The sequence below is a fragment of the Rahnella sp. ATs2 genome (genome assembly GCF_051851855.1).
Taxonomy (GTDB): domain Bacteria; phylum Pseudomonadota; class Gammaproteobacteria; order Enterobacterales; family Enterobacteriaceae; genus Rahnella; species Rahnella variigena.
Genome location: NZ_JBLYPL010000001.1, coordinates 308,221 through 333,417 on the forward strand (window position 1 = coordinate 308,221; position 25,197 = coordinate 333,417).

Annotated in this window: 22 protein-coding genes and 3 tRNA genes; 18 read left to right on the forward strand and 7 right to left on the reverse strand. The window is 50.8% G+C overall.

The window, feature by feature from the left end; all coding sequences use genetic code 11:
- Nucleotides 1-126: 126 nt before the first annotated feature.
- Entirely contained in the window at nt 127-954 is an 828-nt protein-coding gene (gene rhaS / locus ACJY2G_RS01390) for an HTH-type transcriptional activator RhaS (RefSeq protein ID WP_279918421.1), read from the forward strand.
- Between the two features lie 81 nt (nt 955-1,035).
- Complete coding sequence (gene rhaR / locus ACJY2G_RS01395) at nt 1,036-1,908, forward strand: HTH-type transcriptional activator RhaR (RefSeq protein WP_120161984.1); 873 nt, start codon at nt 1,036-1,038, stop codon at nt 1,906-1,908.
- Nucleotides 1,909-1,954: 46 nt separating this feature from the next.
- On the opposite strand, the gene rhaT is transcribed toward rhaR, so the two are convergent.
- Both rhaT and ACJY2G_RS01405 read right to left on the reverse strand, forming a co-directional pair.
- Nucleotides 1,955-2,989, reverse strand: coding sequence for an L-rhamnose/proton symporter RhaT (gene rhaT / locus ACJY2G_RS01400; protein WP_112289043.1), 1,035 nt, complete (start codon nt 2,987-2,989; stop codon nt 1,955-1,957).
- Between the two features lie 598 nt (nt 2,990-3,587).
- Nucleotides 3,588-4,679 (reverse strand): GGDEF domain-containing protein, encoded by a 1,092-nt coding sequence (locus tag ACJY2G_RS01405; protein WP_430319939.1) that lies wholly within the window; start codon nt 4,677-4,679, stop codon nt 3,588-3,590.
- A 302-nt stretch (nt 4,680-4,981) separates the two neighbouring features.
- Between ACJY2G_RS01405 and ACJY2G_RS01410 the strand changes: the two genes are divergently transcribed.
- Nucleotides 4,982-5,263: a DUF1435 domain-containing protein gene (locus ACJY2G_RS01410; protein WP_112289049.1), complete on the forward strand. Its 282-nt coding sequence runs from the start codon at nt 4,982-4,984 to the stop codon at nt 5,261-5,263.
- A gap of 134 nt (nt 5,264-5,397) precedes the next feature.
- On the opposite strand, the gene ACJY2G_RS01415 is transcribed toward ACJY2G_RS01410, so the two are convergent.
- The 4 genes from ACJY2G_RS01415 to ACJY2G_RS01430 form a co-directional block, all read right to left on the reverse strand.
- Nucleotides 5,398-5,484, reverse strand: a tRNA-Leu gene (locus tag ACJY2G_RS01415).
- Nucleotides 5,485-5,529: 45 nt separating this feature from the next.
- A tRNA-Leu gene (locus tag ACJY2G_RS01420) sits at nt 5,530-5,615 on the reverse strand.
- A gap of 36 nt (nt 5,616-5,651) precedes the next feature.
- Nucleotides 5,652-5,737, reverse strand: a tRNA-Leu gene (locus tag ACJY2G_RS01425).
- Between the two features lie 193 nt (nt 5,738-5,930).
- Nucleotides 5,931-6,869, reverse strand: coding sequence for a LysR substrate-binding domain-containing protein (locus ACJY2G_RS01430; RefSeq protein WP_439291099.1), 939 nt, complete (start codon nt 6,867-6,869; stop codon nt 5,931-5,933).
- 125 nt (nt 6,870-6,994) lie between these two features.
- On the opposite strand from ACJY2G_RS01430, the gene ACJY2G_RS01435 reads away from it, so the two are divergent.
- On the forward strand, nt 6,995-7,987 hold the full coding sequence (locus ACJY2G_RS01435) for an aldo/keto reductase (RefSeq protein ID WP_430319940.1): 993 nt from the start codon (nt 6,995-6,997) through the stop codon (nt 7,985-7,987).
- A gap of 4 nt (nt 7,988-7,991) precedes the next feature.
- On the opposite strand, the gene rsmC is transcribed toward ACJY2G_RS01435, so the two are convergent.
- A complete protein-coding gene (rsmC, locus tag ACJY2G_RS01440; protein WP_217148467.1) occupies nt 7,992-9,038 on the reverse strand; it encodes a 16S rRNA (guanine(1207)-N(2))-methyltransferase RsmC in 1,047 nt (348 codons plus the stop codon).
- A 139-nt stretch (nt 9,039-9,177) separates the two neighbouring features.
- Here rsmC and ACJY2G_RS01445 point away from each other — a divergent pair, with 139 nt between their 5' ends.
- The 14 genes from ACJY2G_RS01445 to deoD all read left to right on the forward strand — a co-directional run bounded on the left by ACJY2G_RS01445 (nt 9,178) and on the right by deoD (nt 25,092).
- Entirely contained in the window at nt 9,178-9,591 is a 414-nt protein-coding gene (locus ACJY2G_RS01445; protein ID WP_112289038.1) for a DNA polymerase III subunit psi, read from the forward strand.
- Nucleotides 9,560-10,003 carry a ribosomal protein S18-alanine N-acetyltransferase gene (gene rimI, locus ACJY2G_RS01450; RefSeq protein WP_430319941.1) on the forward strand — a complete coding sequence of 148 codons (444 nt, stop codon included), beginning with the start codon at nt 9,560-9,562 and terminating at the stop codon, nt 10,001-10,003. The genes ACJY2G_RS01445 and rimI overlap by 32 nt, the downstream gene beginning before the upstream one ends.
- 103 nt (nt 10,004-10,106) lie before the next feature.
- A complete protein-coding gene (locus ACJY2G_RS01455; protein WP_120161979.1) occupies nt 10,107-10,412 on the forward strand; it encodes a helix-turn-helix domain-containing protein in 306 nt (101 codons plus the stop codon).
- A 2-nt stretch (nt 10,413-10,414) separates the two neighbouring features.
- The gene (locus tag ACJY2G_RS01460) at nt 10,415-11,674 is read left to right on the forward strand and encodes a type II toxin-antitoxin system HipA family toxin (protein WP_279918419.1); all 1,260 of its coding nucleotides are present in this window, start codon (nt 10,415-10,417) and stop codon (nt 11,672-11,674) included.
- 163 nt (nt 11,675-11,837) lie between these two features.
- Nucleotides 11,838-13,427: a peptide chain release factor 3 gene (gene prfC, locus ACJY2G_RS01465; protein ID WP_120161977.1), complete on the forward strand. Its 1,590-nt coding sequence runs from the start codon at nt 11,838-11,840 to the stop codon at nt 13,425-13,427.
- Nucleotides 13,428-13,840: 413 nt separating this feature from the next.
- Nucleotides 13,841-16,396, forward strand: coding sequence for a PKD domain-containing protein (locus ACJY2G_RS01470; RefSeq protein WP_430319943.1), 2,556 nt, complete (start codon nt 13,841-13,843; stop codon nt 16,394-16,396).
- A 435-nt stretch (nt 16,397-16,831) separates the two neighbouring features.
- Nucleotides 16,832-17,422 carry a molecular chaperone OsmY gene (osmY, locus tag ACJY2G_RS01475; RefSeq protein WP_430319944.1) on the forward strand — a complete coding sequence of 197 codons (591 nt, stop codon included), beginning with the start codon at nt 16,832-16,834 and terminating at the stop codon, nt 17,420-17,422.
- Nucleotides 17,423-17,768: 346 nt separating this feature from the next.
- A complete protein-coding gene (locus ACJY2G_RS01480) occupies nt 17,769-17,930 on the forward strand; it encodes a DUF1328 domain-containing protein (RefSeq protein ID WP_013577105.1) in 162 nt (53 codons plus the stop codon).
- Between the two features lie 211 nt (nt 17,931-18,141).
- Entirely contained in the window at nt 18,142-19,371 is a 1,230-nt protein-coding gene (locus ACJY2G_RS01485; protein ID WP_430319945.1) for a patatin-like phospholipase family protein, read from the forward strand.
- Nucleotides 19,368-20,153, forward strand: a complete 786-nt coding sequence (locus tag ACJY2G_RS01490; RefSeq protein WP_439291102.1) for a TatD family hydrolase — start codon at nt 19,368-19,370, stop codon at nt 20,151-20,153. Before ACJY2G_RS01485 ends, ACJY2G_RS01490 begins: the two co-directional genes overlap by 4 nt.
- Nucleotides 20,154-20,701: 548 nt before the next feature.
- Complete coding sequence (deoC, locus tag ACJY2G_RS01495; RefSeq protein WP_112289029.1) at nt 20,702-21,481, forward strand: deoxyribose-phosphate aldolase; 780 nt, start codon at nt 20,702-20,704, stop codon at nt 21,479-21,481.
- A 90-nt stretch (nt 21,482-21,571) separates the two neighbouring features.
- Nucleotides 21,572-22,900 carry a thymidine phosphorylase gene (deoA, locus tag ACJY2G_RS01500; protein ID WP_112289028.1) on the forward strand — a complete coding sequence of 443 codons (1,329 nt, stop codon included), beginning with the start codon at nt 21,572-21,574 and terminating at the stop codon, nt 22,898-22,900.
- An 88-nt stretch (nt 22,901-22,988) separates the two neighbouring features.
- The gene (deoB, locus tag ACJY2G_RS01505) at nt 22,989-24,212 is read left to right on the forward strand and encodes a phosphopentomutase (RefSeq protein WP_439291103.1); all 1,224 of its coding nucleotides are present in this window, start codon (nt 22,989-22,991) and stop codon (nt 24,210-24,212) included.
- A 160-nt stretch (nt 24,213-24,372) separates the two neighbouring features.
- The gene (deoD, locus tag ACJY2G_RS01510) at nt 24,373-25,092 is read left to right on the forward strand and encodes a purine-nucleoside phosphorylase (RefSeq protein ID WP_013577098.1); all 720 of its coding nucleotides are present in this window, start codon (nt 24,373-24,375) and stop codon (nt 25,090-25,092) included.
- Nucleotides 25,093-25,197 lie beyond the last annotated feature (105 nt).

Sequence of the window (25,197 nt, forward strand, 5' to 3'; positions counted from 1 at the left end):
GGCAGGGGGAATCTTTAAAATATGACCATTTATGACGTTTTTAACGCTGCGGTTTGAAGGTAAGAAAGCGGGGCACAAGGTAGGGTTGTTTCCCGAAACACAATGATTTTGAACCGGAGGCGATAAATGACGTTACTGAGAGGTGATGATTATTTTGCGGCACCTGAATTGACCGTGACGGTTGAGCGGCGGCTTCCGCAAGACGTATTCCCGGAGCACTACCATGATTTCCACGAGATTATGCTGGTGGAAAGCGGATCGGGTGTGCACATTTTTAATGACAATCCCTACACTCTGACCGCCGGTACGGTCTGTTTTGTCCGTGCCAGCGATCACCATCTTTTTGAAAATGTTGATAATCTTCGTCTGACCAATGTGTTGTTCCGTTCACCGAAAGCGTTCCGTTTTATTCAGGACGTCGGTCATTTTTTGCCGCAGGAACATCATTATCAGTCGCAGATCCACTGGCAGCTCAGCCCGTGCGTGCTGCAACAGGTACTGAGCTGTATTACTCAGCTTGAAGCATTACCCGACAGCGTTGAAATGGAACACATCGCCACGCGCGAAAGTCTGTTTTTACAACTGCTGATTTTGCTTTATCAGGATTGTTTCCAGCCACAATTGCGAGATACCTCGGAAAACCGGGTCAATCAGCTTTTGCAATGGCTCCAGTCACATTACAGTGAGGATGTTAACTGGACTGAAGCCGCGGAACGTTTTTCGCTGGCACTGCGAACCCTGCACCGGCAGATGAAGCATTACACGGGCATGACACCGCAGCGTTATCTCAACCGGCTGCGTTTACTCGAAGCGCGCCGTCGTTTACATCATAGCGATCAAAGTATTACCGATATCGCTTATGCCTGCGGGTTCAGTGACAGTAACCACTTCTCGACACAATTCCGTCGGGAGTTTTCGGTGTCGCCAAAACTCATGCGTGATCAGATGCGTTAAACGGCACCTCTCGCAGTTTCGGGAATGTTTATCTGAACTGCCTCGTTTATATTGTCGTCAAACGGGTTTGAGATTGTCGCTATGTCGCTAAGACTTTTTAAAAATGACTTCTTTCTGACGGGAATAAATTCGGTTGTGGTGGCGGAACGTCATCCGCAGGCGGATTTCCCCAGTCACGATCATGATTTTGACGAGCTGGTGATTGTTTGGCGCGGCAACGGCCTGCATATCTGGAACGATATCCCTTATCCCATCACTTGCGGTGACCTGTTTTATATTAGTTCGCGGGATCGACACAGTTACGAATCGGTCAACGAGCTGGCGCTGGATAACGTGCTCTTTTGCCGTGAGCGCTTCGGCCTGGCGGCAGACTGGTCGCAATTATTGCCCGATGAGAATGTCAGTCAGGAGCAACGCTACTGGCGGCTGAGTACGCTTGGAATGTCAGTTTTACGCGATAAAGTGGAAGAATTGGCAAAAGAATGTATGAAGTCGGAGCCGCTTTCCGTGCAACTGAGTGAAGCGTTACTGATGCAACTGGCGCTGTTATTACTGCGTTTTCGCCAGCGTCCAGACAGCGGGGCATTACCCGATGCACATCAGCTGGATTTATTGCTGATGGCGCTGCGAGCAAACATCGCTGAATCCTTCCATCTGGAGACGTTCTGCCAGCAGCATGCGCTGAATCCTCGTGCTTTACGATCGTTGTTCAAGCAGCATACCGGTATGAATGTGAGTCATTATTTGCGTCAGCTGAGGCTTTGCCGGGCAATGAGTCTGTTGCGCTATGGCAGCATGACGATCAGTGATGTGGCGGCAGAATGCGGTTTCGATGACAGTAATTATTTCTCGGTGGTCTTCAGTCGCGCCTGTGGAGTATCACCCCGTGATTACCGGCAGCGTTTTATCGGGCAGGGTGGGAAGATATCTTTGTCACTGATGACGGCAGAATAATTTCTGCCGTCTTTTAATGAGTGGTCTTTTGAAGTGTGTAGTGGATTTACAATGCCATTCCCAGACCGACGATATTCGCAGCCAGAATAATCACCAGCGCGCCGATACACAAAACGCGCACCGGTTTTTTCCCGACGCCAAGCCATTCTTTCAGCACCAGACCCACGATGCCGCCGCACAGTACGTAGAAGCTCATGTGCAACATCCAGCTCATATAATCATATTCTGCCGGAATGCTGGCATGACCCCAGGCGTAGAAGAAGAACTGCAGATACCACATCACGCCGCCGATAATGGAAAAAATGGCATTGGTGAGCAGCAGGGATTTCGCCACAGACATATCGGCCCGGAACGAAATGGTTTTGCGGGTTGCCAGGCGGACGAAGCAGAAGCCCAGGTTCACGATGGCGCCGCCTCCCATGATCACGACGTAACTTGGCAGCGCGACATACAGCGGGTCAATGCCCAATGCGCGTGCGGCCTCATGCATCGGGACTGCGGCACTCATGGCGAAAGACATACCGGCGGAGAAAATCCCGCACATCACCGCCAGAATCAGCCCTTTTCGCAGATTGAACTCTTCGGCTTTAATGCCCAGTGCTTTTTCTTTCAGGAAACCTGCATAGCTGACAATAGCTACGCCGATGACCGCAACAAATACACCGAGCAGCGTAAGCTGGCCGCCTGTTGTGCCGAACAGCATGCCGATTTTGCCCTGAAGAATGGGGGTCATCAGCGTACCGATAATCAAGGTGATGCCGATGGCGATGCCGATCCCCATAGACATGCCAAGATAGCGCATGGTCAGGCCGTAGTTGATATTGCCGATGCCCCACATCGCGCCAAAAAGGAAAATGGGCAGCAGGGTTGCGAAGGTGAATGATCCGTAATAGGCCCAAAAATCAGGCAGCAGGACGTAGCTGACTGCCCACGGCAGGATGATCCAGGAAAAGAAGCCGCCCAGCGACCACATGGTTTCCCATGACCAATGTTTTACTTGTTTGAATGGCGCATAGAAGCAAGCTGCGCTGGCCGCTCCTATCAGATGCCAGATAATCCCTAAAGCTATCGAACTGTTCATACACCGGACCTTTTTATGTAGAGAAACGTACTGGTGAAGAGATAAGTAATAATTGCCGCGCCTTACTGTTCCGTCAGAAGTCAGGGCTGCGGCTGGACGGTAGTGTAAGAAGTGTCCGGCAGAGCGACCTTCCGGTCAGTGCCACAGGAAAATGAGTGCTGGCACTCGCCGGAAGGTCAGGGTGAGTCAGTTCACAGATTAAGAAATGGAGAAAATAATGGTGTTAAAACAACAGAGTAGCGTGTTTTTTTGACGCATGGAATGAGAAGAATGAGCGCAACCGGCAGGTCGTTCAGTACATTGGAAAGATGGTCTTTAGGATTATCTTTATCGGGGTTATTAAAGCAGGATTGAACGATGAAAATGGATTATTTAAGCAGATTGATGAAATCGAAAAGTAACATTGTTCAGTAACATTCGACATGATAAATAAACTGTTTAGCTTTTAGCCAGAATCGTTAATCTGGCTAAAAGCTGAATGATTATGCAAAAGAAATGAATGTCCGGCCTTTAATAAAGACTATCTGTCCACTTAAAATATGTCACAGGAAAATAAAAACAATAAACACGCTGTTATCATTGTTACTTTCAAACACTATCAGGCCATTCTTTCTTCAATGGATGCCTCAACGGTTTCCTCTTCCCACGCATAAAATATTTTATTGCGGCCGCTATTTTTTGCGTTATAGAGAGAGGTATCTGCTTTACCTAAAGCCTGAATAAAGTCGCCTTCCTCCAGCGCAGCCAGCCCGGCACTTACTGTGACGTGGGTCGATACCTGCGCATTAAACAAATGCGGGATATTCAACCCGAGGACTTTATTCTGGATACGTTCGGCCATGCGAACTGCATGTTCCTGTTTTACATTGGACATCAGCACCAGAAATTCTTCTCCACCGTAGCGCACAACTACGTCGCGCGAGCGCACGGCATCACGGATGGCAGCAGACACGCGCACCAGCGCCTGGTCGCCCATCGTATGGCCATAGTTGTCGTTGTAGGCTTTGAAGTGATCGATATCCAGCAGCATGACGTAGTGGCCGGAGGCCTGATTAAACAGGGTTTCCAGTTTGTTTTGCAGTCCGCGCCGGTTGTACAGGCCAGTGAGCGGATCCAGCATACTCAGGTCGCTGAATTTCTCCCGCTCGCTGTAAAGGTTGGATAGCATTCTGCGTGTAAATTCATCGCTGCGTTTTAACATCAGATGATGCAACCACAGGCCTATCAGCGGCAGGGAAACGGTAAATAAGATACGCCCGATATGTTGAAAATCGTCGAGAAAGATGACGCAAATAGTCGAAGGTACTGCGTGGAGGCAAAAAGCCAGAAAATTATCTGATAAAGCGATAGCACTGATAAAGAATATACTGAGCAAACTGACCAGCAGATAATTTTTATCTGTCTGACTAATTTCAGCAAAACGAAATGCAATTTGCCATCCCCATAACAGCCCGACGATGACAGAACACATATTCAGATGCGCAGAATAATTTTTCTTACTGAAAAATGAAAATATTAATCCTGCTCCGCAGAGACCAAAAATCAGTACCAGCGGAAAAGGCATTGAGGATGCGCCTTCTGGCGGAGAAACCATAGAAAATAGCGCAGTGGCACTATTTAAAAAAAAGAATAGCAACATCGCCAGCCGATGTTTGCTTTTCAGCAGCTCATCATAGGAATGAGATATCATCAAATTTACTCTATTTAGCGTGTGGTGGTCTGAATAGATAAAGTGTTTTATCGCCTTATACCGCGGGTGTATTCCGTGTAAACAGGCTAATAGTTCAAATGGGTAATTATTAGAATTCAATAAATGTCGTTATTAGTGTCACTATTTTATAGGGCTGCATGGCTAATTTGTTTTACGGCTTCAAAATTAGCACTTTTGTCGACAGGTGTCACCCTAACGGAGGGTACCGCTGCAAATAGGTGGTAAATGAGAAAAAATCCTATATGATATTGGTTCTCATTATCAACGTTTGGAGCAGGGTTATGATACCGGCGATTGTCATAGCATGTGGGATCTGGGCGGTTGTCTGGATACTGGGTAAACGTCTCACCAGTGGCTGGGGTGTGTTGCTGCCCTGTGCGCTGATGCCTTTGCTGGCGCTGACGCATATGACGCTCGACCAGCTACGGATGCTGGTGGTAGTCGCAATGCTGGCGACGCTGGTCATGTTGTTTCATCGCACGTTACGTCACTATATGCTGTTGCCGTCATTTATGGCGCTGGCAGGTGGACTGGCTGCGGTCACGCTGAATTTTAGTCTATAGTGATAAGTGATTGTTACAAAAAAAGGAATCAAAAGAGATGAAAAACAGGAAGCACAGTAAAGCCGCAGGGATTTTTTATTTTCTGAAAGCGAGAGAGTTGATACAGGAAGGAAAAGCCGGAGAACAGAATCATGTGGTGCGAAGAGAGGGACTTGAACCCTCACGTCCGTAAGAACACTAACACCTGAAGCTAGCGCGTCTACCAATTCCGCCACCTTCGCACAGATGATTTCTGCTTACTGCTGATTTGATTTATATCACCGGAGTGGTGCGAAGGGAGGGACTCGAACCCTCACATCCGAAGGACACTAACACCTGAAGCTAGCGCGTCTACCAATTCCGCCACCATCGCGTACCGTGCCGTGCAATATAAATCTTGTGGTTGTTTTGGTGCGAAGGGAGGGACTCGAACCCTCACATCCAAAGGACACTAACACCTGAAGCTAGCGCGTCTACCAATTCCGCCACCATCGCTTCCAATTGATTACTGTGTTGATGCATTCATCGGAATGTCATCAGCAAGTAACACAACCACGGGGGCGAATTCTAGAGATTTTCCCACAGGCGTCAATAGTTATTTCCCCCATTTCGGACGTTTGATGTAAAAAACAGCATATTCACCGTGAATGGTTCAGTGTGCCAGAGAGTCCTCAGGTTAATCGATGGTTTAATCAACGATTTTTCCCGGAATGGCTTTCTGATTGTCCGGTTGAACGGGGCTGGAAAACAGCGTGATCAGCCAGTCAAGCAGCACACGGATCCTTGGCGCAAGAAAACGGCCGGGCGGGTACATGATGTATAACGGCATCGGCGGTGGAAGATGCTGATGTAATACTTCCACCAGTTCGCCCTTTTCCAGTTCCTGCGCCATCGCCAGTTCTGAAGCCTGTATCAGTCCGAAACCGGCTTTTGCGGCGGCGACATAAGCGTCAGCACCACTGACGGTCAGTTTGCTGAGTAATTGTCGCTTTTCAACCTTTCCGTCAGTCATGAAATCCAGATGCGAATCAGCCCGCTGATGGGCAAAAAAGTAGCCGACAGCCTGATGTCCGGCGAGATCTTCCGGCGTTTCTGGTGTACCGAATTTCGCTAAATACGCAGGTGAGGCGCAGGTGATTTGTTTCAAATCCGCCAGATGGCGCGACTGCAAATTGTCATCTTCTGAAGGCCAGGCGCGCACCACACAATCCACACCCTGATCGAGCAGATTGATGGCGTTATCATTGGCGCTGACGCTCAGGGTAATTTGCGGATAGCGCTGGTAAAACGCCGGTAACGCGGGGATTACCATCACGCGTGCCAGAGAATGCGGCATATCGATGCGGACAATGCCTGCGGGCTGATTTTTGTGATGTGCAAACAGGGCGTCGGATTCTTCCAGCGCCGAGATCAGTTGCAAACAGCGCTGGTAGTAAATTTTGCCTTCGTCGGTGATTTTCACCTGCCGCGTGGTGCGTAAAAACAGGCGAACCCCGAGCTTCTGTTCCAGCCGTTTAAGGGGCGTGCTGACTGTCGCCCGTGGCAGATTCAGGTCTTCCGCTGCACGGCTAAAACTTTCCAGTTCGGCAATACGGATAAAAATTTTCATCGCCAGAATTTGGTCCATCACTTTCCCGCTGATTGTTTGCGATTTATGAACAGTGTTGCACGTTTTCGCTGATTTATCTTTCCTGACATAACAACCACACTTCACTTCGTTACTTCCCTCTTAGAGTCAAAAAGGAAAATCCGATGAAACAACGTCAGTTGGGTAAAAACGGTCCGATGGTATCTGCACTGGGACTGGGTTGCATGGGCATGAGCGATTTCTATACCACGGGTCTGGATGATAAAGAATCGATGGCAACCCTGGAGCGTGCGCTCGAAATGGGCGTCACGATGTTTGATACCGCCGATGTTTACGGGCCGTATACCAATGAAGAACTGCTCGGGCGCTTTCTGAAAGGGCGTCGCAATCAGGTCTTTTTAGCTACCAAATTCGGTATTGTACGCGACCCGGCTAACCCGCAGGCGCGCGGGACCAACGGTCACCCTGATTATGTCCGCAAGTCGGTAGAGGGTAGCCTGAAGCGTCTGGGCACCGAGGTTATCGACCTTTATTATCAACACCGTCCGGATCCCACCGTGCCGGTTGAAGACACCATGGGCGCGCTGTCCGATCTGGTGCGTGAAGGGAAGATCCGTTATATCGGGCTGAGCGAAGTGCCGGTGAGTATTCTGGAAAGGGCGCATAAAGTTCATCCGGTCACCGCGTTGCAGACAGAATATTCACTCTGGTCGCGGGATGTGGAAGCCGATATTTTACCGGCGTGTGAACGCCTTGGGATCGGTTTTGTGCCTTACAGCCCGCTGGGTCGTGGGTTCCTGACCGGACAAATCCGTTCAGTGGATGATCTGGATGCAGATGATTACCGTCGTGAAAGTCCGCGTTTTCAGGGCGAAAACTTCGCGAAGAATCTGCAACTGGCGGAAAAAATCGGGGAACTGGCGCAGGAAAAAGGCGTGAAACCGTCGCAGCTGGCGCTGGCATGGGTACTTTCACGTGGCGACAACATGGTGCCGATCCCTGGCACCAAGCGTCGTCATTATCTTGAGGAAAACATCGCCGCGCTTGATGTCTCCCTGAGTGAAGCCGAAATCGCGGCGATCGAAGCAGTGTTTCCTTTCCGCGTGGCAGCGGGTGACCGCTACAACGCAGAAATGATGCGTATCCTCAGCGTCTGACTGATTAACGTTTTTTCTTTTTCAAATCGCGCGGCGGACGGCCACGGACGGCTTTATAAACCTTAAAGCGGCCGTTCTGTGCCAGCACTTCATGGCTGCCAAAAGCATCATCGAGCAGGGCGGCATACGGCAGGAAGGCGTTAGCCACAATGCGCAGTTCACCGCCAATGTTCAGATGGCCCACTGCGCCACGGATCAGCTGCTCAGCCGCTGTCAGGCTGGTTTGCAGACCTTCATGGAATGGTGGGTTGGAGATGATCATGTCAAAACGACCGGCAATGTCGGAATAGACGTTGCTGGCGATCACTTCGCCCGGCAGGTCGTTCGCCGCCAGTGTGGCGCGGCTGGCTTCTATAGCGGCAGCGCTCACATCACTGAGCGTGACTTTCATCTTCGGCGAGTACATGGCCAGTACCGAAGCCAGCACGCCGGAACCGCAAGCCACATCCAGCACTTTGCCTTTCACCGGTTCTTCAAACGTGTTGATCAGCAGCAGGCTTCCGCTGTCCAGGCCTTCACGGCTGAATACGCCCGGCAGGGTTTTAATGGTCACTTCTTCGACCATGTACTGATCCCACCAGCCGTCGGCATCAAATTCAGGCTGTTTTTCCAGGCGACCATGATACAAACCGCAACGACGCGCGCTGTCGATTTTGCTCAGTTCACACAAACCTTCCAGCGTGGTTTCAGCGCTGCGTACGCCACTGCGGTTTTCACCGATGACAAACACGTCAATGCCGACCGGCAACTGTGAAAGTAAGTTGAACAGCTGGAATTTCGCTTCCAGTTTGCTTTTCGGCCAGTAATACACCAGCACATCGCAAGGCGCGATAAGCTCAGCGTCAGCCAGTAAACCGAACTGAACGTTTTCGCCCAGACTTTTGCTGAGCATCTGCCAGTGATGATACATATTGGTGTGAACGCGGACTTCTTCGGCGTCAATTTCAGCTGGCAGATTGTCTTGTAAGTCGCCGGCGAACAATACGCGGCGGCCTTCGAATTCTTCGCTATGGCGCAGTATGACTTCGCTGGCCGGAGTTAATGCAGACATCAGGGTGAGGCTCCTCAGGAATGAACGCGGGATTATATACTCTTCGCCTCTGATTGAGTAATCGAGCTTTATTGGCGCATATTCGCTGTGTTTGCTAGCATAGCCGGGCTTTTCGCACTTCAACCGGCAGGAAACAGGCATGGCATCCAGACGAGACACACTGTTACAGCAACTGGGGATCACCCAGTGGACGCTGCGCCGGCCCGCGGTTTTACAGGGCGAAGTGGCGGTCAGCCTGCCTGCGGACACTAAACTGCTGATTGTGGCAGATGTTCCTCCTGCGGAAGATGACCCGCTGGTCACCGATGTTTTACGCAGTCTGGCACTGGGTGCTCATCAGGTTTATCGCCTGACGCCGGAACAGGTCGCCATGTTGCCTGAAGATACCCGCTGCAATGTCTGGCGACTGGGGTTAAGCGAACCGCTAACTCTCGCCGGTCCGCAGTTATCCAGTCCGGCTCTGGCCGAACTCTATCAAGACGCCGGCGCAAAACGCGCGCTCTGGCAGCAGATCTGTGAAAATGAACAACATTTCTATCCTGACCATCGCTGATCTTCCCCGCGCATTTGAAATTGAGCAGGCCAGCCATGCCTTTCCGTGGACGGAAAAAACGCTGGCCAGCAATCAGGGCGAGCGCTATCTGAATCTCAAGATCATGCAGGGCGAAGTGATGGCCGGTTTTGCTATCACCCAAATCGTTCTCGACGAAGCGACGCTTTTCAATATTGCCATCGATCCGGCTTTTCAGCGTCAGGGCTTAGGCCGCACATTGCTGGAAGAAGTGATACAACAGCTTGAGCAGAAAGATGTTTTCACCTTATGGCTCGAAGTCCGCGCCTCTAACGCTAAAGCTATCGCGCTCTATGAAAGCCTCGGTTTTAACGAACTCTCCGTTCGCCGCAATTACTATCCCGCCGCACAAGGCCGCGAAGATGCCCTTATGATGGCGCTCCCGCTGGGGTAAAAACAGCTAATTTGTTGTAATCTACGCATCATTACATCTAATAAGTTGTATTGATGTGCTATGACAACTAATCTGTTGTTAAGCCATGCGAACGGACACCCTCATGAAAACCCTCAAGCAACTCCCGGAACTTCTGAAACAAAGAAGAATACAACTGGATCTGAATCAGAAGGATATGCTGATGCGAATCGGTATGTCTCAGCAACAGTACCAGCGTATTGAAGCGGGGGCCGATCCGCGACTTTCGACTCTTCTACGCATTCTGGAGGGCATGGATCTTGAAATGATGCTTGTGCCGCGTCAGCGGGTGCAGGAAATTGAGGCATTACTGGAGGGTACGTCGAGACTGACGGTGAATGAAAGCCAACCAGACAGCTGGAATGACCTTCTGCATGATCTGGACGATTAGCCATGACAAAACAAACAGAGTCTGTCGAGGCACTGGCTTTATATTTACATGATCAGCGGATTGGCGTACTGGCTCATTATTCCGGCAGCCGAAATATCCTGACTTTCGACCCTGCTTATGCGGCTTTATCTTGGGAGGATAAGCCGGTTTTTACATTGTCACAAAAGTCACACTCTGATTACTTGCATCGCCCGCTGGTTTCTTCTCTCCGTTTACCCCCTGTACTTTCTAATTTGTTACCGGAAGGGGCTTTGCGGGCATGGATGACGCAGTCACTAAAAATCCATCACGATTCAGAATTCCCTTTACTGGCATATGCGGGAAAAAATCTTCCGGGTGCATTGCGGGTCAGACCCGTCCTCAGAGATGAAATGCCAGCCTGGGCTAAAGTGTCTCGTGGCGACCGGCTTGAGCCTGTTCAGATAGATGTTCGTCAGCAGGCCGATAAGTTTTCGCTGGCTGGCGTTCAGCTGAAGTTTTCTGTACAGCAGGAACAAGGACGCTCCAACGTCAGCGCTGAAATCGGCGAAGATAGCTGGATAATCAAAACGCCTTCGGTAGTGCATCCTTCGCTCGCGGAGAATGAATTCACTGCCATGACACTTGCGGCAAGTGCGGGGGTTGAAATCCCTGAGATTAAGCTGGTCCATCTTTCTGAAATCGATAACTTGCCCGACATTCGCCTTCCTGATGAGCCTTTTGCTTTTAGCATTAAGCGTTTTGACCGCAGTCCTGCCGGGCGTATACACACGGAAGATTTTGCTCAAATTTTTGAGGTGTATGCCCATCGGAAATACGGGCGCCATAACTATGAACAAATCGCAGCGGTGCTTGATCGTGTTGGTTCTGCCGGGTTGGCTGATGTGCAGCAAATGGCACGCCGGTTACTGGTCAATATCCTGCTGGGAAATGGCGATGCGCATTTGAAAAACTGGTCGGTTATCTATCCTGACGGAATAAATGCCCGACTCTCTCCGGCTTATGACATCGTGAGCACGCGAATTTATATGCAGGATGAACAAGGAGTGGCACTGAATATGGCCCGGGAAAAACGCTGGGCTGTGATCGATTTCGCGACTTTTGAAAAATGGACAGACCGAATCGGAGTGTCATGGCCTGCGATAAAAGTGCATCTGAATGATGTGCTGAGTATTGCTCGCAAAGAATGGCATGACAGGCTTGATTCGCTCCCTATGGCCGATGCGCATAAAGTGATTTTGCGACGCCATTGGGCTTCATTGCCTTCTGACTTCAAACTCTGAGTTTTTCTCGCACACACCATACAAAAAAACCATTGATTGCCCATCCCGGCTAAATCAGTGAAAATAGCCGGCTATAACTTTTATTACCGCTTTGCCTGACGTCATCTTCTGACGTGATGTTAAATCCTATGCAGGGCGGACCAACCGCAGAAACGTGAAAAACATGTCTCCAAGTGAATACGCCCTTGAAGTGGCCAAGCGTCGCACATTTGCCATCATCTCTCACCCCGATGCCGGTAAAACTACGATTACTGAAAAAGTTCTGTTATTCGGACAGGCCATTCAGACCGCCGGTACAGTAAAAGGCCGCGGCTCCAGCCATCACGCCAAATCCGACTGGATGGAAATGGAAAAACAACGTGGTATCTCCATCACCACATCCGTGATGCAGTTCCCGTACAAACAGTGTCTGGTTAACCTGCTCGACACCCCGGGGCACGAAGATTTCTCCGAAGATACCTACCGTACCCTGACCGCGGTTGACTGCTGTCTGATGGTGATCGACGCTGCGAAAGGTGTCGAAGACAGGACCCGTAAGCTGATGGAAGTCACCCGTCTGCGTGATACGCCGATCCTGACTTTCATGAACAAACTCGACCGTGACATCCGTGACCCGATGGAAGTGATGGACGAAGTGGAGCGCGAGCTGAAAATTGCCTGTTCTCCGATTACCTGGCCGATCGGCTGCGGTAAATTGTTCAAAGGGGTTTACCACCTCTATAAAGATGAAGTGTATCTGTACCAGACCGGTAAAGGTCACACCATTCAGGAAGTTCGCGTCGTTAAAGGCCTGGATAACCCTGAGCTGGATGCTGCTGTCGGCGAAGATCTGGCTGTGCAACTGCGTGAAGAGCTGGAACTGGTTCAGGGTGCATCCCATGAATTCGATCACGAAGCTTTCCTGCAGGGCGAACTGACGCCGGTATTCTTCGGTACTGCACTCGGTAACTTTGGTGTTGATCACATGCTCGACGGTCTGGTGGACTGGGCGCCTGCGCCGATGCCACGTAAAACTGACCTGCGTGAAGTGAAAGCCGATGACGAGAAATTCACCGGTTTTGTGTTTAAAATTCAGGCCAATATGGATCCGAAACACCGTGACCGCGTGGCATTCATGCGTGTGGTGTCCGGTAAGTATGAAAAAGGCATGAAACTGCGTCAGGTGCGTACGGGTAAAGACGTGGTGATTTCTGACGCGCTGACCTTTATGGCCGGCGACCGTTCACACGTTGAAGAAGCCTATCCGGGCGATATCATCGGCCTGCACAACCACGGCACGATTCAGATTGGCGACACCTTTACCCAGGGTGAGAACATGAAGTTCACCGGCATTCCTAACTTTGCCCCTGAACTGTTCCGTCGTATCCGCCTGCGTGACCCGCTGAAGCAGAAACAGTTGCTGAAAGGACTGGTACAGCTTTCAGAAGAAGGCGCGGTACAGGTGTTCCGTCCGATCTCTAACAACGATTTAATCGTTGGTGCGGTCGGTGTGCTGCAGTTTGAAGTGGTCGTGGCGCGTCTGAAAAGCGAATACAACGTCGAGGCGATTTACGAATCCGTGAACGTCTCCACCGCGCGTTGGGTGGAATGCAGCGACGTGAAGAAGTTCGAAGAATTCAAACGCAAGAACGAAACCAACCTGGCACTGGATGGTGGCGATAATTTGGCCTATATCGCCCCAACGATGGTGAACCTGAATCTGGCTTCAGAGCGTTATCCTGAAGTGAAATTCCGTAAAACCCGCGAACATTAATCTGTTCCTGTTTGTGGAAAGGCGACATTTATGTCGCCTTTTTTATTACTTCTGAATTTAACATTAATTAAATATATATTAATTTACTTGCTTAATTGCGCTCTATTATTACATTCCTGAATGTTTAAATGCAGAAAATATGTCTGGCTTATTAAATAATCTTAATTGTAATTATTAGTGCGATCTATTAGTTTTTGATTAGTTTGTTTCCGAATAGATATGTCATTATACGTATGCCACAAATTACTTCATATTTATTTGATATGTATCGCAATAAACACATGCTTTGCATTTATGTATTAATAAATAAATTCTCAATTCACCATAGTTTCAAATACGTTTTCTCGTAAAACATATATGTATTCTATGAATATCCCGCCGTGGCAATGATATATATATAAGGAATGTAAGTTATGAAAATGAATAAAATCACACAGATGTTGTGTGTTGCCGGTCTGACGGTGGCCTCTGCCAGCGCCTTTGCTCTTGAAGCGTGGAATGGACAGGAAGGCGGCGACACCTATGAAGTTATCTTCGACGGCGGCGTTTACTCTAACGCCTGGTGGGTTGGTGCCACCAATTGCCCGGGCACGGCTGAACAAGATCAGGGTGCCAACCCGTGGCGTAAAGTACGCGACGCATCCGCGACTGAAATGAGCCAGTATGGCAACCCGACAGTTTGTGAGATCGCCGGTGACGGTACCCAGAATAATTATGTCAATTATGACAGCAGCCGTGATTATTTAGCCGGTGATATTGTCCTGGCAAATGGCATGACGTACAAAACGTCTAAAGCAACGCCTGCACACAGTTTCGCACCAGCAGAAAATAACCCGTGGGTAGCTTATGCGCCGACGCCGGTCTGGAGCAGCAGCACAACCTATAATCAGGGTGATAAAGTTCAGAAAGACGGCGTGATGTATGAAGCTCTGTTCTACACCGTTAATAATGATCCGTCTCTGGCAGCCAATCAAAACCCTGAGGGAAATAACGGCCATCCGTGGAAACCGTTAGGTGCAGTACAATCTTATTCTCAGGATCAAATTGATAACGCGCCAACGCTGAATATCAATACATTATATCCTGCTAATTCATTGGTGAAATATAACGGCAAGAATTATCAGTCTGCTGTCATCGTTCAGAAAGTGAAACCAGACGATGTGACCCCATGGGCTGTTTATATGGACTGGAGTGGCACCAAAGAGCGAGTGGGTACGCCGAAGAATCCATGGCCTGCCCAGTTCTATGCGCCATATGTCGATTTCACCTTAAACATGCAGCCTGACCTGGTAGGTCTGGCGAAAAACCAGAACGTTAACCACTTCACCATGGCCTTCATGGTCGCTAAAGATGCTAACACCTGTGTACCGACGTGGGGCACTGCTTACAGCGTCACCAACTACGCACAATACAGCAAAATCAAAGCATTGCGCGAAGCGGGCGGCGATATCATGGTATCGATCGGCGGCGCGAACAATGCACCACTGGCCGCTGCCTGTAATAACGTGAATGATCTGGCACAGCATTATTACGATATCGTTGAGAACCTTAATCTTCAGGTGCTTGATTTCGATATCGAAGGCAACTGGCTGGCGGATAAAGAGTCTGTTCAGCGTCGTAATGCTGCCGTCAAATTGGTGCAGGATCGTTGGGCTGCCGAAGGCCGTCACATCGGTATCTGGTATACCTTGCCGGTTCTGCCAACCGGTCTGACCCATGAAGGGATGGAAGTGTTGCAGGATGCCAAAGATCAGGGCGTGGTGCTTACTGGTGTGAACGTGATGGCGATGGACTACGGCAACATTCAATGCCAGTCAGCCAACACTGAAGGCCAGAATATCCATGGCAAATGTGCGACGTCGGCTATCGACAATCTGTTTGCTCAGGTGAAAGGTTTATACCCTGAGAAGAGCGCGGCGCAGGTCTACGCCATGCTGGGGACGACCCCGATGATCGGCTATAACGACGTGCAGGGTGAAGTGTTCTATCTTTCTGATGCCCGTCTCGTTTACCAGCAGGCGAAAGATTATGGCCTGGGTATGATTGGTGCATGGTCTATGGCTCGCGATCAGCCGGGTGTTTCTGGGCAAGTTTCCGCAGAACACAGTGGTATGACACCGGAACAGGCTCCGCTCTATGCTTACAGCCAAATCTTTGCGCCAATCACCAGCGGTTCAGCCGCACCGGTAGCAACTAATACGCCACCGGTTGCGAATGCGGGTATGGCTCAGCAGGTTAGCGGCACCGGCGTGATTACACTGGATGGTTCCGCCAGTACCGATAAAGATGGCGACAGCCTGACTTATCAGTGGAAACAAGTTTCCGGCCCGGCAGTGACGCTGCAAAACAGCAAGTCAGCTAAAGCGACATTCAGCGTGGCGCAACCGGTGACCAATGCGGTGTACACCTTCTCTCTGACAGTGAGTGACAGCGAAGGCAGCACCACGGCGCAAACCAGCGTGAATGTGATTGATGCCTCTAAACCTGTCGCACCGTCCGTTACCCTTGAATCCACGTATACCGTGACTTCAGGTGAATCGCTGACACTGACAGCAAAAGTGACCGATCCGGATACGCAGGCTGCTGATTTGCATTATCAGTGGACTAATCCGGCTGGATTGCCAGTCGCACCGGCTCAGGGTGCAGCATCCAATACTGAAGTGATCAATGCACCACAAGTGACCGTTGATACACGCTTCACTGTTGACGTGACCGTGACCGATAACACCGGTTTAACGGATACCGCGACCACCACGGTTCTGGTAAAAGCTAAAGCGGCGGCGGCAGGTTACGACTATGTTTACCCGGAAAGCAGCGAGAAATACGTGGCGGGTACTAAGGTATTAGGCAGTGATGGCAGCATCTATCAGTGCAAACCTTTCCCATACTCTGGCTGGTGTGGTCAGGCAGCCTGGGCTTATGCACCAGCTACCGGTACTAACTGGCAGGATGCATGGGACAAGCAGTAATCTAAAACCAAAGTCTGATTTTTAAAGCAAATTTTTAACCCAATAATGCCAAATGGCTCCTTTTACAGGAGCCATTTTTTTATCTGAAGCGTGTCCGCCTCCAGATATTTCCTATCACTATGCCGATATTTTGTGCAAATTTAGGGGGAAACCTTCGGACTTGTCTGCATTAGGGTCCCTATTCGACGATCTTCCTACACATTTGATCATTCTTGACTATATTAAATGTGTGTTCAGGAAATGGTGGCTTAAAGCACTGCATTAAAGTCACTCAACAGAGAGTTATATCGCGAGGCAATTAAAAGCCAGAATAAAACGATGTACTCTGCTACAAGGACAGTAAAAACAGCAGCAATACAATTTGTTAGAAGGCGTCACCAAGAATGTGACGTACAGAGCCGAAATCAAGGCTTATAAACCGAAAGGAAGAAATCGATGAAAAACTCTAAATTTGCCTATTCCATGATGGCCGTAGTACTGGGTACCGCACTGATGAGCGGCAGCGCTCTGGCTGCGACGACTACAGATAGCGCAGGTGCAAAAATCGATAGCTCCATGAAGAAAGTTGATAACTACATGGGCGACAGCGCCATCACAGCGAAAGTAAAAAGTGCACTGGTGGATGATAAAGCCATCAAAAGCAGCGACATTTCCGTGACCACCAATGCAGGCGTCGTTACGCTGAGCGGTTTCGTTGGTTCACAGGCTGAAGCTGAGCAGGCGGTTGCTGCCGCAACTAAAGTTGAAGGTGTGAAATCTGTCAGTGACAAACTGCACACTAAAGACAGCAAAGACCAGAGCGTGAAAGGCTATGCGGGCGACAGCGCAACAACAGCGTCTGTGAAAGCAAAACTGCTGGCCGATGACATTGTCCCTTCACGTAATGTAAAAGTTGAAACCACCGAAGGCGTAGTACAGCTTTCCGGTGCAGTGAAAGACCAGGCACAGTCTGACCGTGCTGAAAGCGTTGCGAAAACCGTTGATGGCGTGAAAAGCGTCAAAAATGACCTGAAAGTCGCACCGTAACGATATTCTGCTCTACCTGTAGTACAAGACCTGAAGTACAAGACCTGAAGTACAAGGCGCCTTCTCACGGGCGGGCGCCTCATCTTTTGAATAACGCATAACAATATTTGTGTTGCCCGCTGAATATTCGGGACGGATAAGATTTGCCTGATTTCGGAAAAATATCGTGTCAGAAGCTCTAACACTTTAATTTTTCGACTACCTTTATTAAGTAAGAAGTTTTGTTCCCGGCATACGGTCGGGAGATAAAGTGTCAAAAGGCAGATGTTTAACAGTGAGTCCGGCCCGAAGCGGGGCACCACCTTTTAAACTGGCAAAGTGAAAATAGGGTATAAAGGAGAAGCTTATGTTTCGTTGGGGCATTATTTTTCTAATCATCGCGTTAATCGCGGCGGCTCTCGGTTTCGGTGGTTTGGCGGGTACAGCTGCCTGGGCTGCAAAAATCGTCTTCGTAGTCGGTATCATTCTGTTCCTGGTCAGCCTGTTTACCGGTCGTAAACGACTCTGACCGCATCAATGATTTGATGCCAAAAAGTGTTAATGAATGACATCGCCCCCTTCAATGAAGGGGGCGATTCTTTTTATGTGCGATCTGGCTGTTAACAGGACGTAACGATTTTATCGCTGAAATTTGGCAAGAATTTCACGTAAATCAGTCAGACAAGGTATGCTCAGAAATGAAGGCCGCTGAGTGAGGCCGATTTTGTGAGGATAGCCCGTTGGGATACAGAATACCTGTCACGCTGGGGAACATAGAACCACTGGCGTATAAACCGTATACACCCGGCAAAATAGCACTGGTGTGCGAAGGCGGCGGACAGCGGGGCATTTTTACAGCTGGTGTGCTGGATGAGTTTCAACGCGCGCGCTTTAATCCCTTTGATTTATATCTGGGCACGTCTGCCGGCGCACAAAATCTCTCTGCTTTTGTCTGCGGACAACCTGGTTATGCCAGAAGAGTCATTACCCGCTATACCACCAGCCCCGACTTTTTCAATCCTCTGCGTTTCGTGCGCGGCGGGCACCTTATCGATCTCGACTGGCTGGTGGAACAAACGGCCAAAAACATGCCGCTGGCGATGGAAACTGCTGAAAAGCTGCTGATCGACGGGCGTGAGTTTCTGATGTGCGCCTGCCGCAGTGATGATTATTCAGCGAATTACTTTGCGCCGACGCGCGATAACTGGCTGCCGGTGATCAAAGCCTCCAGCGCCATTCCGGGCTTTTACCGTATGGGCGTCGATCTTGATGGCGTGAGTTATCAGGACGGCGGCATCAGCGATGCGATCCCGGTTGAGGAAGCTTATCGCCGTGGCGCCGATACGATTGTGGTGATCCGCACCGTTCCCTCGGCGATGTTCTATACGCCGCAATGGATGAAACGCATGGAGCAATGGCTGAGCGAAAGCAGCCTGCAACAGCTGGTGCGCATGATGCAGCATCACGAAGAAAGCTATCACCGCATCCAGCAGTTCATCGAGAATCCGCCGGACGATGTGCGTATTTTTGAAATCTTCCCGCCAAAACCTTTAGCCAGCCACGCGCTGGGCAGTCGTCTGCCCGCGCTGAATCAGGATTACCATCTTGGGCGCCGCTGCGGGCGTTATTTCCTGTCAGCTGCGGCGCACTGGCTGTTGCCGCGTGAAAATGAACGGCCTTATCCGCACATTGAACCCCGCGTGACACGTCGCCCTCAGCAGGTTGTCATACCGCAGGACGAACCGGAAAACGTGATCCCGCTGGCTGCTTCAGCCAGCACGGTGGAGCAGATCATTTTGGATCCCGCCGTGCTGACGGATATGGTCGCCGACGGCGGCGTTGTGCGTCCGGCCGCCTTCAAAGATAACCTGGTTCATGATCCGCAGCCGAAACGCGTGGCATCTGATATGCCACCGGTAGAAAACGGTGCATCAGAAACCTATCCCGCCAGTGAGGGTGATAAGTTGTGAGTCATACCTTCGTCGATACGCACTGTCATTTCGATTTTCCGCCGTTTACCGGTGCGGAAGCCGAAAGTTTGCGTCTCGCCGGAGAAGCGGGCGTCCGGCAGATCATCGTTCCGTCGGTTACGTCAGATCGTTTTCGCGGCATTCTCTCACTGGCAAAAAAATTCCCGCAGCTGCACGCGGCACTGGGTTTGCATCCCCTTTATATCAGCGAGCACAAAGACAGTTGCCTGGAATTACTGGATTCATTGCTGACTCAGCGGGATCCGCACCTGGTGGCGGTCGGTGAAATCGGGTTGGACTTATACATGGAAACGCCGCGATTTGAGCAACAACAGCGGCTGCTGAAAGCGCAGTTCGCCATGGCAAAGCGCGCAATGCTCCCGGTGATTCTGCATTCGCGGCGCAGTCACGATCAGCTGGCGGCAATGTTACGGCAGGCTAAATTGCCTGCTACCGGCGTGGTACATGGTTTTGCGGGCAGTCTTTCGCAGGCGCAGGCGTTTATCAAACTGGGCTTCGCGATAGGTGTGGGCGGCACTATCAGTTATGAACGCGCGCAGAAAACCCGTCAGGTGATGGCGCAATTACCGCTTTCTTCTTTGCTTCTGGAAACCGATGCGCCGGATATGCCGTTGCAGGGTTTTCAGGGCCAGCCCAATCGTCCGGAGCGTGCTGCTAACGTGTTCGACATACTGTGCAGCCTGCGCAGTGAAACCCCTGAACAGATTGCCGCCGCATTGCTCGACAACACCCGTCGTATCTTCAATTTATCCGCTTTGTAATCCGTCCCCTCCTGATTTTGTGATTTAAATAACATTATCATTTGCCTTTCATGCTTTCCTGTAAAAGGGTTTCTTCAGGCTATGTAATTTATGTTCTCTTTAAAATGTTATTATTATAACATCACTCGTAAGATCGCCGGTCGGTGATCGCTGTATATCCGTGCGCACTCCGTTTGTCATGAATCGGGTATACACTCTTATCTGGACCAAATACTGAGCATAACGCCAGTGAAATGTGATTTAGATCTCATTTCACTAAGCAACGTTGCAAACGGTTTTCATTTTGTGTGAAATACTGCACACAGGAACCTGATGTGACGTGTTCAAATAGTCACAACGACTTGGCGTCAGCCAATCAAAGCGCGGTGAGAAGGATCTCAGTTGCCGCGTAAGCCACGACACGCTGCTTACGCACGCTATCTTCAAGGAACCAAGTCCGCTCGCCAACCGTGCAGAATTCATTTCCCGTCGGACTCCGCCGGAACGAATTCATGACTGTATGCTCAGTTCTGGCCGGTCGCTGGAATTGAAAATTGTTGGAGAGTTATATGACCGATTTAACCGCCGCAGCGCAACGTGCGCTGAACCTGATGGATTTAACCACCCTGAACGAAGACGACACTGATGCAAAAGTGATCGCGCTTTGTCACCAGGCGAAAAGCCCGGCAGGTAACACCGCTGCTGTCTGTATTTATCCTCGTTTTATTCCTGTTGCCCGCAAAACTCTGCGTGAGCAAGGTACGCCTGATATCCGCATTGCGACTGTCACTAACTTCCCGCACGGTAACGATGATCTTGATATTGCGCTGGCAGAAACCCGCGCGGCGATCGCTTACGGTGCCGATGAAGTTGACGTGGTATTCCCGTACCGCGCACTGATCGCCGGTAACGAGCAGATCGGTTTTGAGATGGTTAAACAGTGCAAAGAAGCCTGTGCTGCCGCTAACGTTCTGCTGAAAGTGATCATCGAAACCGGTGAACTGAAGCAAGATGCGCTGATCCGCAAAGCCTCCGAGATCGCGATTAAAGCGGGCGCTGACTTCATCAAAACCTCTACCGGTAAAGTGCCTGAAAACGCCACTTTGCACAGCGCTGAACTGATGATGAGCGTGATTGCTGAAATGGGCGTCGGCAAAGCCGTTGGTTTCAAACCGGCCGGTGGCGTGAAAACCGCTGAAGATGCTGCGCAATATCTGGCACTGGCTGACCGCCTGCTGGGCCGTGAATGGGCTGACGCACGTCACTTCCGTTTCGGTGCTTCCAGCCTGCTGGCAAGCCTGCTGACCACATTGGGTCACGCTGGCCAGAAAGCCACCAGCAGCTATTAATCACTGTTGTTATGCCTGTGCCGTGGCGCTGTTTTACAGCGTCCGGTACTGGCGTTCACATTTAGCGTTCAGCTCAGGCAGGGGGATACCTTGTTTCTCGCACAAGAAATTATTCGTAAAAAACGTGACGGTCAGCCTTTAAGCGACGAAGAAATTCGTTTCTTTATTAATGGTATTCGTGACAGTCAGGTTTCTGAAGGACAAATTGCCGCACTGGCAATGACTATCTATTTCAACGATATGACCATGAAAGAACGTGTTTCGCTGACCATGGCGATGCGTGATTCAGGGACCGTGCTCGACTGGAAAAGCCTCAATCTGAACGGTCCGATTGTCGACAAACATTCGACCGGCGGTGTAGGTGATGTGACCTCCCTGATGCTAGGCCCGATGGTGGCGGCATGTGGCGGCTATGTCCCGATGATTTCAGGTCGTGGCCTCGGTCATACCGGCGGTACGCTCGATAAACTCGAAGCTATTCCTGGGTTTGATATTTTCCCGGATGACAGCCGTTTCCGCAGCATCATTCAGGACGTCGGCGTGGCTATTATCGGCCAGACCAGCTCGCTGGCACCGGCGGATAAACGCTTCTACGCGACACGCGATATCACCGCAACCGTTGACTCTATTCCGCTGATCACTGCTTCGATCCTCGCCAAAAAACTGGCCGAAGGTCTGGATGCGTTGGTGATGGATGTTAAAGTCGGTTCCGGTGCATTTATGCCAACTTATCAGCTGTCCGAAGATCTGGCGCAGGCGATCGTGGATGTGGCGAATGGCGCGGGTTGTAAAACCACGGCGCTGCTGACTGACATGAATCAGGTGCTGGCATCCAGTGCCGGTAATGCGGTGGAAGTGCGTGAAGCCGTGCGTTTCCTGACCGGCGAATACCGTAATCCGCGTCTGCTGGAAGTCACGATGGCGCTGTGCGTTGAAATGCTGCTGTCTGGCGGACTGGCGAAAGATGACGCCGACGCCCGCAGTCAGTTGCAGGCAGTGCTGGATAACGGCAAAGCAGCGGAAGTCTTTGGCCGCATGATTGCCGCGCAAAAAGGCCCGACCGATTTCATCGAAAATTACGACAATTATCTGCAACAGGCCACGCTGAGCAAACCGGTTTACGCTGAAACCAACGGCATTGTCAGCGCAATGGATACCCGCGCGCTGGGGATGGCGGTCGTTTCACTGGGTGGCGGTCGTCGCCGTGCCAGCGATGCTATCGACTACAGCGTTGGTCTGACCCACATGGCGCAACTCGGCCAGCAGGTGGATACCCGTCAGCCACTGGCGATGATCCACGCGAACAGTGAAGCGGCCTGGCAACAGGCGGCGCAGGAAGTGCGGGCGGCGATTGTACTGAGTGACAAAGCGCCGGAAAGCACGCCGGTGGTTTATCGCCGTATCAGCGGCAAAGCTTGATTTCAGGCTAAATCGCCCCCATTTAAGATTGATCAGGTGCGCGGCAGTTCCGCGTGACCCAATGCGTAACCATTCGCAGGAGAGCAAAATGAAACGTACATTTATCATGGTGTTAGACTCATTCGGTATCGGTGCCAGTGAAGATGCCGAGCGCTTTGGCGATGCCGGTTCTGATACATTGGGCCATATCGCGGCTGCCTGTGCGCGTGGCGATGCAGACAAAGGCCGTAAAGGTCCTCTGAATCTGCCGAACCTGACCCGTCTGGGGCTGGCGAAAGCCGCTGAAGAATCCACCGGTAAAATTCCTGACGGCATGGACGGTAATTCTGAAATTACCGGTGCATATGCTTACGCCAGCGAATTGTCTTCCGGCAAAGACACCCCGTCAGGCCACTGGGAAATCGCCGGTGTGCCTGTTCTTTTCGACTGGGGTTATTTCAGCGACGCCACCAACAGCTTCCCGCAGGAACTGCTGGATAAACTGGTGGAACGCGCCAATCTGCCGGGCTATCTCGGCAACTGCCACTCTTCCGGTACCGTGGTACTGGACGATTTGGGCGAAGAACACATGAAAACCGGCAAGCCGATTTTCTACACTTCCGCTGACTCCGTCTTCCAGATTGCCTGTCACGAAGAAACCTTCGGACTGGATCGCCTGTATGAACTGTGCGAAATCGCCCGTGAAGAACTGACTGAAAGCGGATACAACATTGGCCGTGTGATTGCCCGTCCGTTCATCGGCGACAAAGCCGGTAACTTCGAGCGTACCGGTAACCGTCACGATTTAGCGGTTGAGCCACCGGCACCGACCATCCTGAAAAAACTGGTTGATGAAAAAGACGGCCACGTGGTGTCTGTCGGTAAAATCGCCGATATCTACGCGCAGGTCGGTATCACTAAAAAAGTGAAAGCCACCGGTCTGGATGCGTTGTTTGACGCGACAATCAAAGAGATGAAAGAAGCGGGTGACAAGACCATCGTCTTCACCAACTTTGTAGATTTCGACTCCTCTTACGGCCACCGCCGTGATGTGCCGGGCTACGCTGCGGCGCTGGAACTGTTCGACCGCCGTATGCCGGAACTGCTGGAACTGGTGAAAGAAGACGACATCATTATCTTCACCGCTGACCACGGTTGTGACCCGACCTGGCGCGGCACGGATCATACCCGTGAGCACATTCCGGTCCTGATCTATGGCCCGAAAGTGAAACCGGGCTCATTGGGCCACCGCGATACCTTCGCGGACATCGGTCAGACCGTTGCTAAATACTTCGATCTGACACCGATGGATTACGGCAAATCAATGCTATAAACCCTGCGTCTTTCAAGTTGTAGCGTTGTTGGCTTCGCGCCTTCACCCCAGTCACTTAGTTGTCTAAGCTCCTGGGGATTCACGCGCTTGCCGCCTGACTACAACTCGAAATCCATTGGGTTTACTTCGTTAATTTTTATACCAATTTTAGGAAAAGATAATGGCAACTCCACACATTAATGCTGAAATGGGCGACTTCGCTGACGTAGTGCTGATGCCGGGCGATCCGCTGCGCGCCAAGCACATCGCGGAAACTTTCCTTCAGGATGTTAAGCAGGTGAACGACGTGCGTGGCATGTTGGGCTTCACCGGCACTTATAAAGGCCGCAAAATCTCTGTTATGGGTCACGGCATGGGCATTCCTTCCTGCTCAATTTATGCCAAAGAATTGATCACTGAATTCGGCGTGAAGAAAATCATCCGCGTGGGTTCTTGTGGTGCTGTGCGTGCTGATATCAAACTGCGCGATATCGTGATCGGCATGGGTGCCTGCACCGATTCCAAAGTGAACCGCATGCGCTTCAAAGACCACGATTACGCGGCTATCGCCGATTACGACATGGTGCGTAACGCCGCTGATGCAGCGAAAGCCAAAGGCATCAATGCCCGCGTGGGTAACATCTTCTCCGCTGACCTGTTCTACACACCAGACCCGCAGATGTTCGACGTGATGGAAAAATACGGCATTCTGGGTGTCGAAATGGAAGCCGCTGGTATTTACGGCGTGGCAGCAGAATTCGGTGCAAAAGCGCTGACCATCTGTACCGTTTCCGACCATATCCGTACTCACGAACAAACTACTGCCGCTGAACGTCAGACGACCTTCAACGACATGATTGAAATCGCGCTGGAATCCGTTCTGCTGGGCGACAAAGAATAAATTCTGCAGATCTTGCAGTAACTAAAACGGGCGCCGGATGGCGCCCGTTTTGCTATGCATTTAGCTATGCATATTAATTCGTCTTCTTGGTGGAGAACGAACCTT

Coding starts and splice junctions, on each gene's coding strand:
- ACJY2G_RS01405 (WP_430319939.1), bottom strand. CDS start 4,679: ATGATATCTCATTCCTATGATGAGCTGCTGAAAAGCAAACATCGGCTG.
- deoB (WP_439291103.1), top strand. CDS start 22,989: ATGAAACGTACATTTATCATGGTGTTAGACTCATTCGGTATCGGTGCC.
- osmY (WP_430319944.1), top strand. CDS start 16,832: ATGAAAAACTCTAAATTTGCCTATTCCATGATGGCCGTAGTACTGGGT.
- ACJY2G_RS01435 (WP_430319940.1), top strand. CDS start 6,995: ATGAAACAACGTCAGTTGGGTAAAAACGGTCCGATGGTATCTGCACTG.
- rsmC (WP_217148467.1), bottom strand. CDS start 9,038: ATGTCTGCATTAACTCCGGCCAGCGAAGTCATACTGCGCCATAGCGAA.
- rhaS (WP_279918421.1), top strand. CDS start 127: ATGACGTTACTGAGAGGTGATGATTATTTTGCGGCACCTGAATTGACC.
- prfC (WP_120161977.1), top strand. CDS start 11,838: ATGTCTCCAAGTGAATACGCCCTTGAAGTGGCCAAGCGTCGCACATTT.
- rhaR (WP_120161984.1), top strand. CDS start 1,036: ATGTCGCTAAGACTTTTTAAAAATGACTTCTTTCTGACGGGAATAAAT.
- ACJY2G_RS01455 (WP_120161979.1), top strand. CDS start 10,107: ATGAAAACCCTCAAGCAACTCCCGGAACTTCTGAAACAAAGAAGAATA.
- ACJY2G_RS01445 (WP_112289038.1), top strand. CDS start 9,178: ATGGCATCCAGACGAGACACACTGTTACAGCAACTGGGGATCACCCAG.
- rimI (WP_430319941.1), top strand. CDS start 9,560: ATGAACAACATTTCTATCCTGACCATCGCTGATCTTCCCCGCGCATTT.
- rhaT (WP_112289043.1), bottom strand. CDS start 2,989: ATGAACAGTTCGATAGCTTTAGGGATTATCTGGCATCTGATAGGAGCG.
- deoC (WP_112289029.1), top strand. CDS start 20,702: ATGACCGATTTAACCGCCGCAGCGCAACGTGCGCTGAACCTGATGGAT.
- ACJY2G_RS01480 (WP_013577105.1), top strand. CDS start 17,769: ATGTTTCGTTGGGGCATTATTTTTCTAATCATCGCGTTAATCGCGGCG.
- ACJY2G_RS01470 (WP_430319943.1), top strand. CDS start 13,841: ATGAAAATGAATAAAATCACACAGATGTTGTGTGTTGCCGGTCTGACG.
- ACJY2G_RS01460 (WP_279918419.1), top strand. CDS start 10,415: ATGACAAAACAAACAGAGTCTGTCGAGGCACTGGCTTTATATTTACAT.
- ACJY2G_RS01430 (WP_439291099.1), bottom strand. CDS start 6,869: ATGGACCAAATTCTGGCGATGAAAATTTTTATCCGTATTGCCGAACTG.
- ACJY2G_RS01410 (WP_112289049.1), top strand. CDS start 4,982: ATGATACCGGCGATTGTCATAGCATGTGGGATCTGGGCGGTTGTCTGG.
- deoD (WP_013577098.1), top strand. CDS start 24,373: ATGGCAACTCCACACATTAATGCTGAAATGGGCGACTTCGCTGACGTA.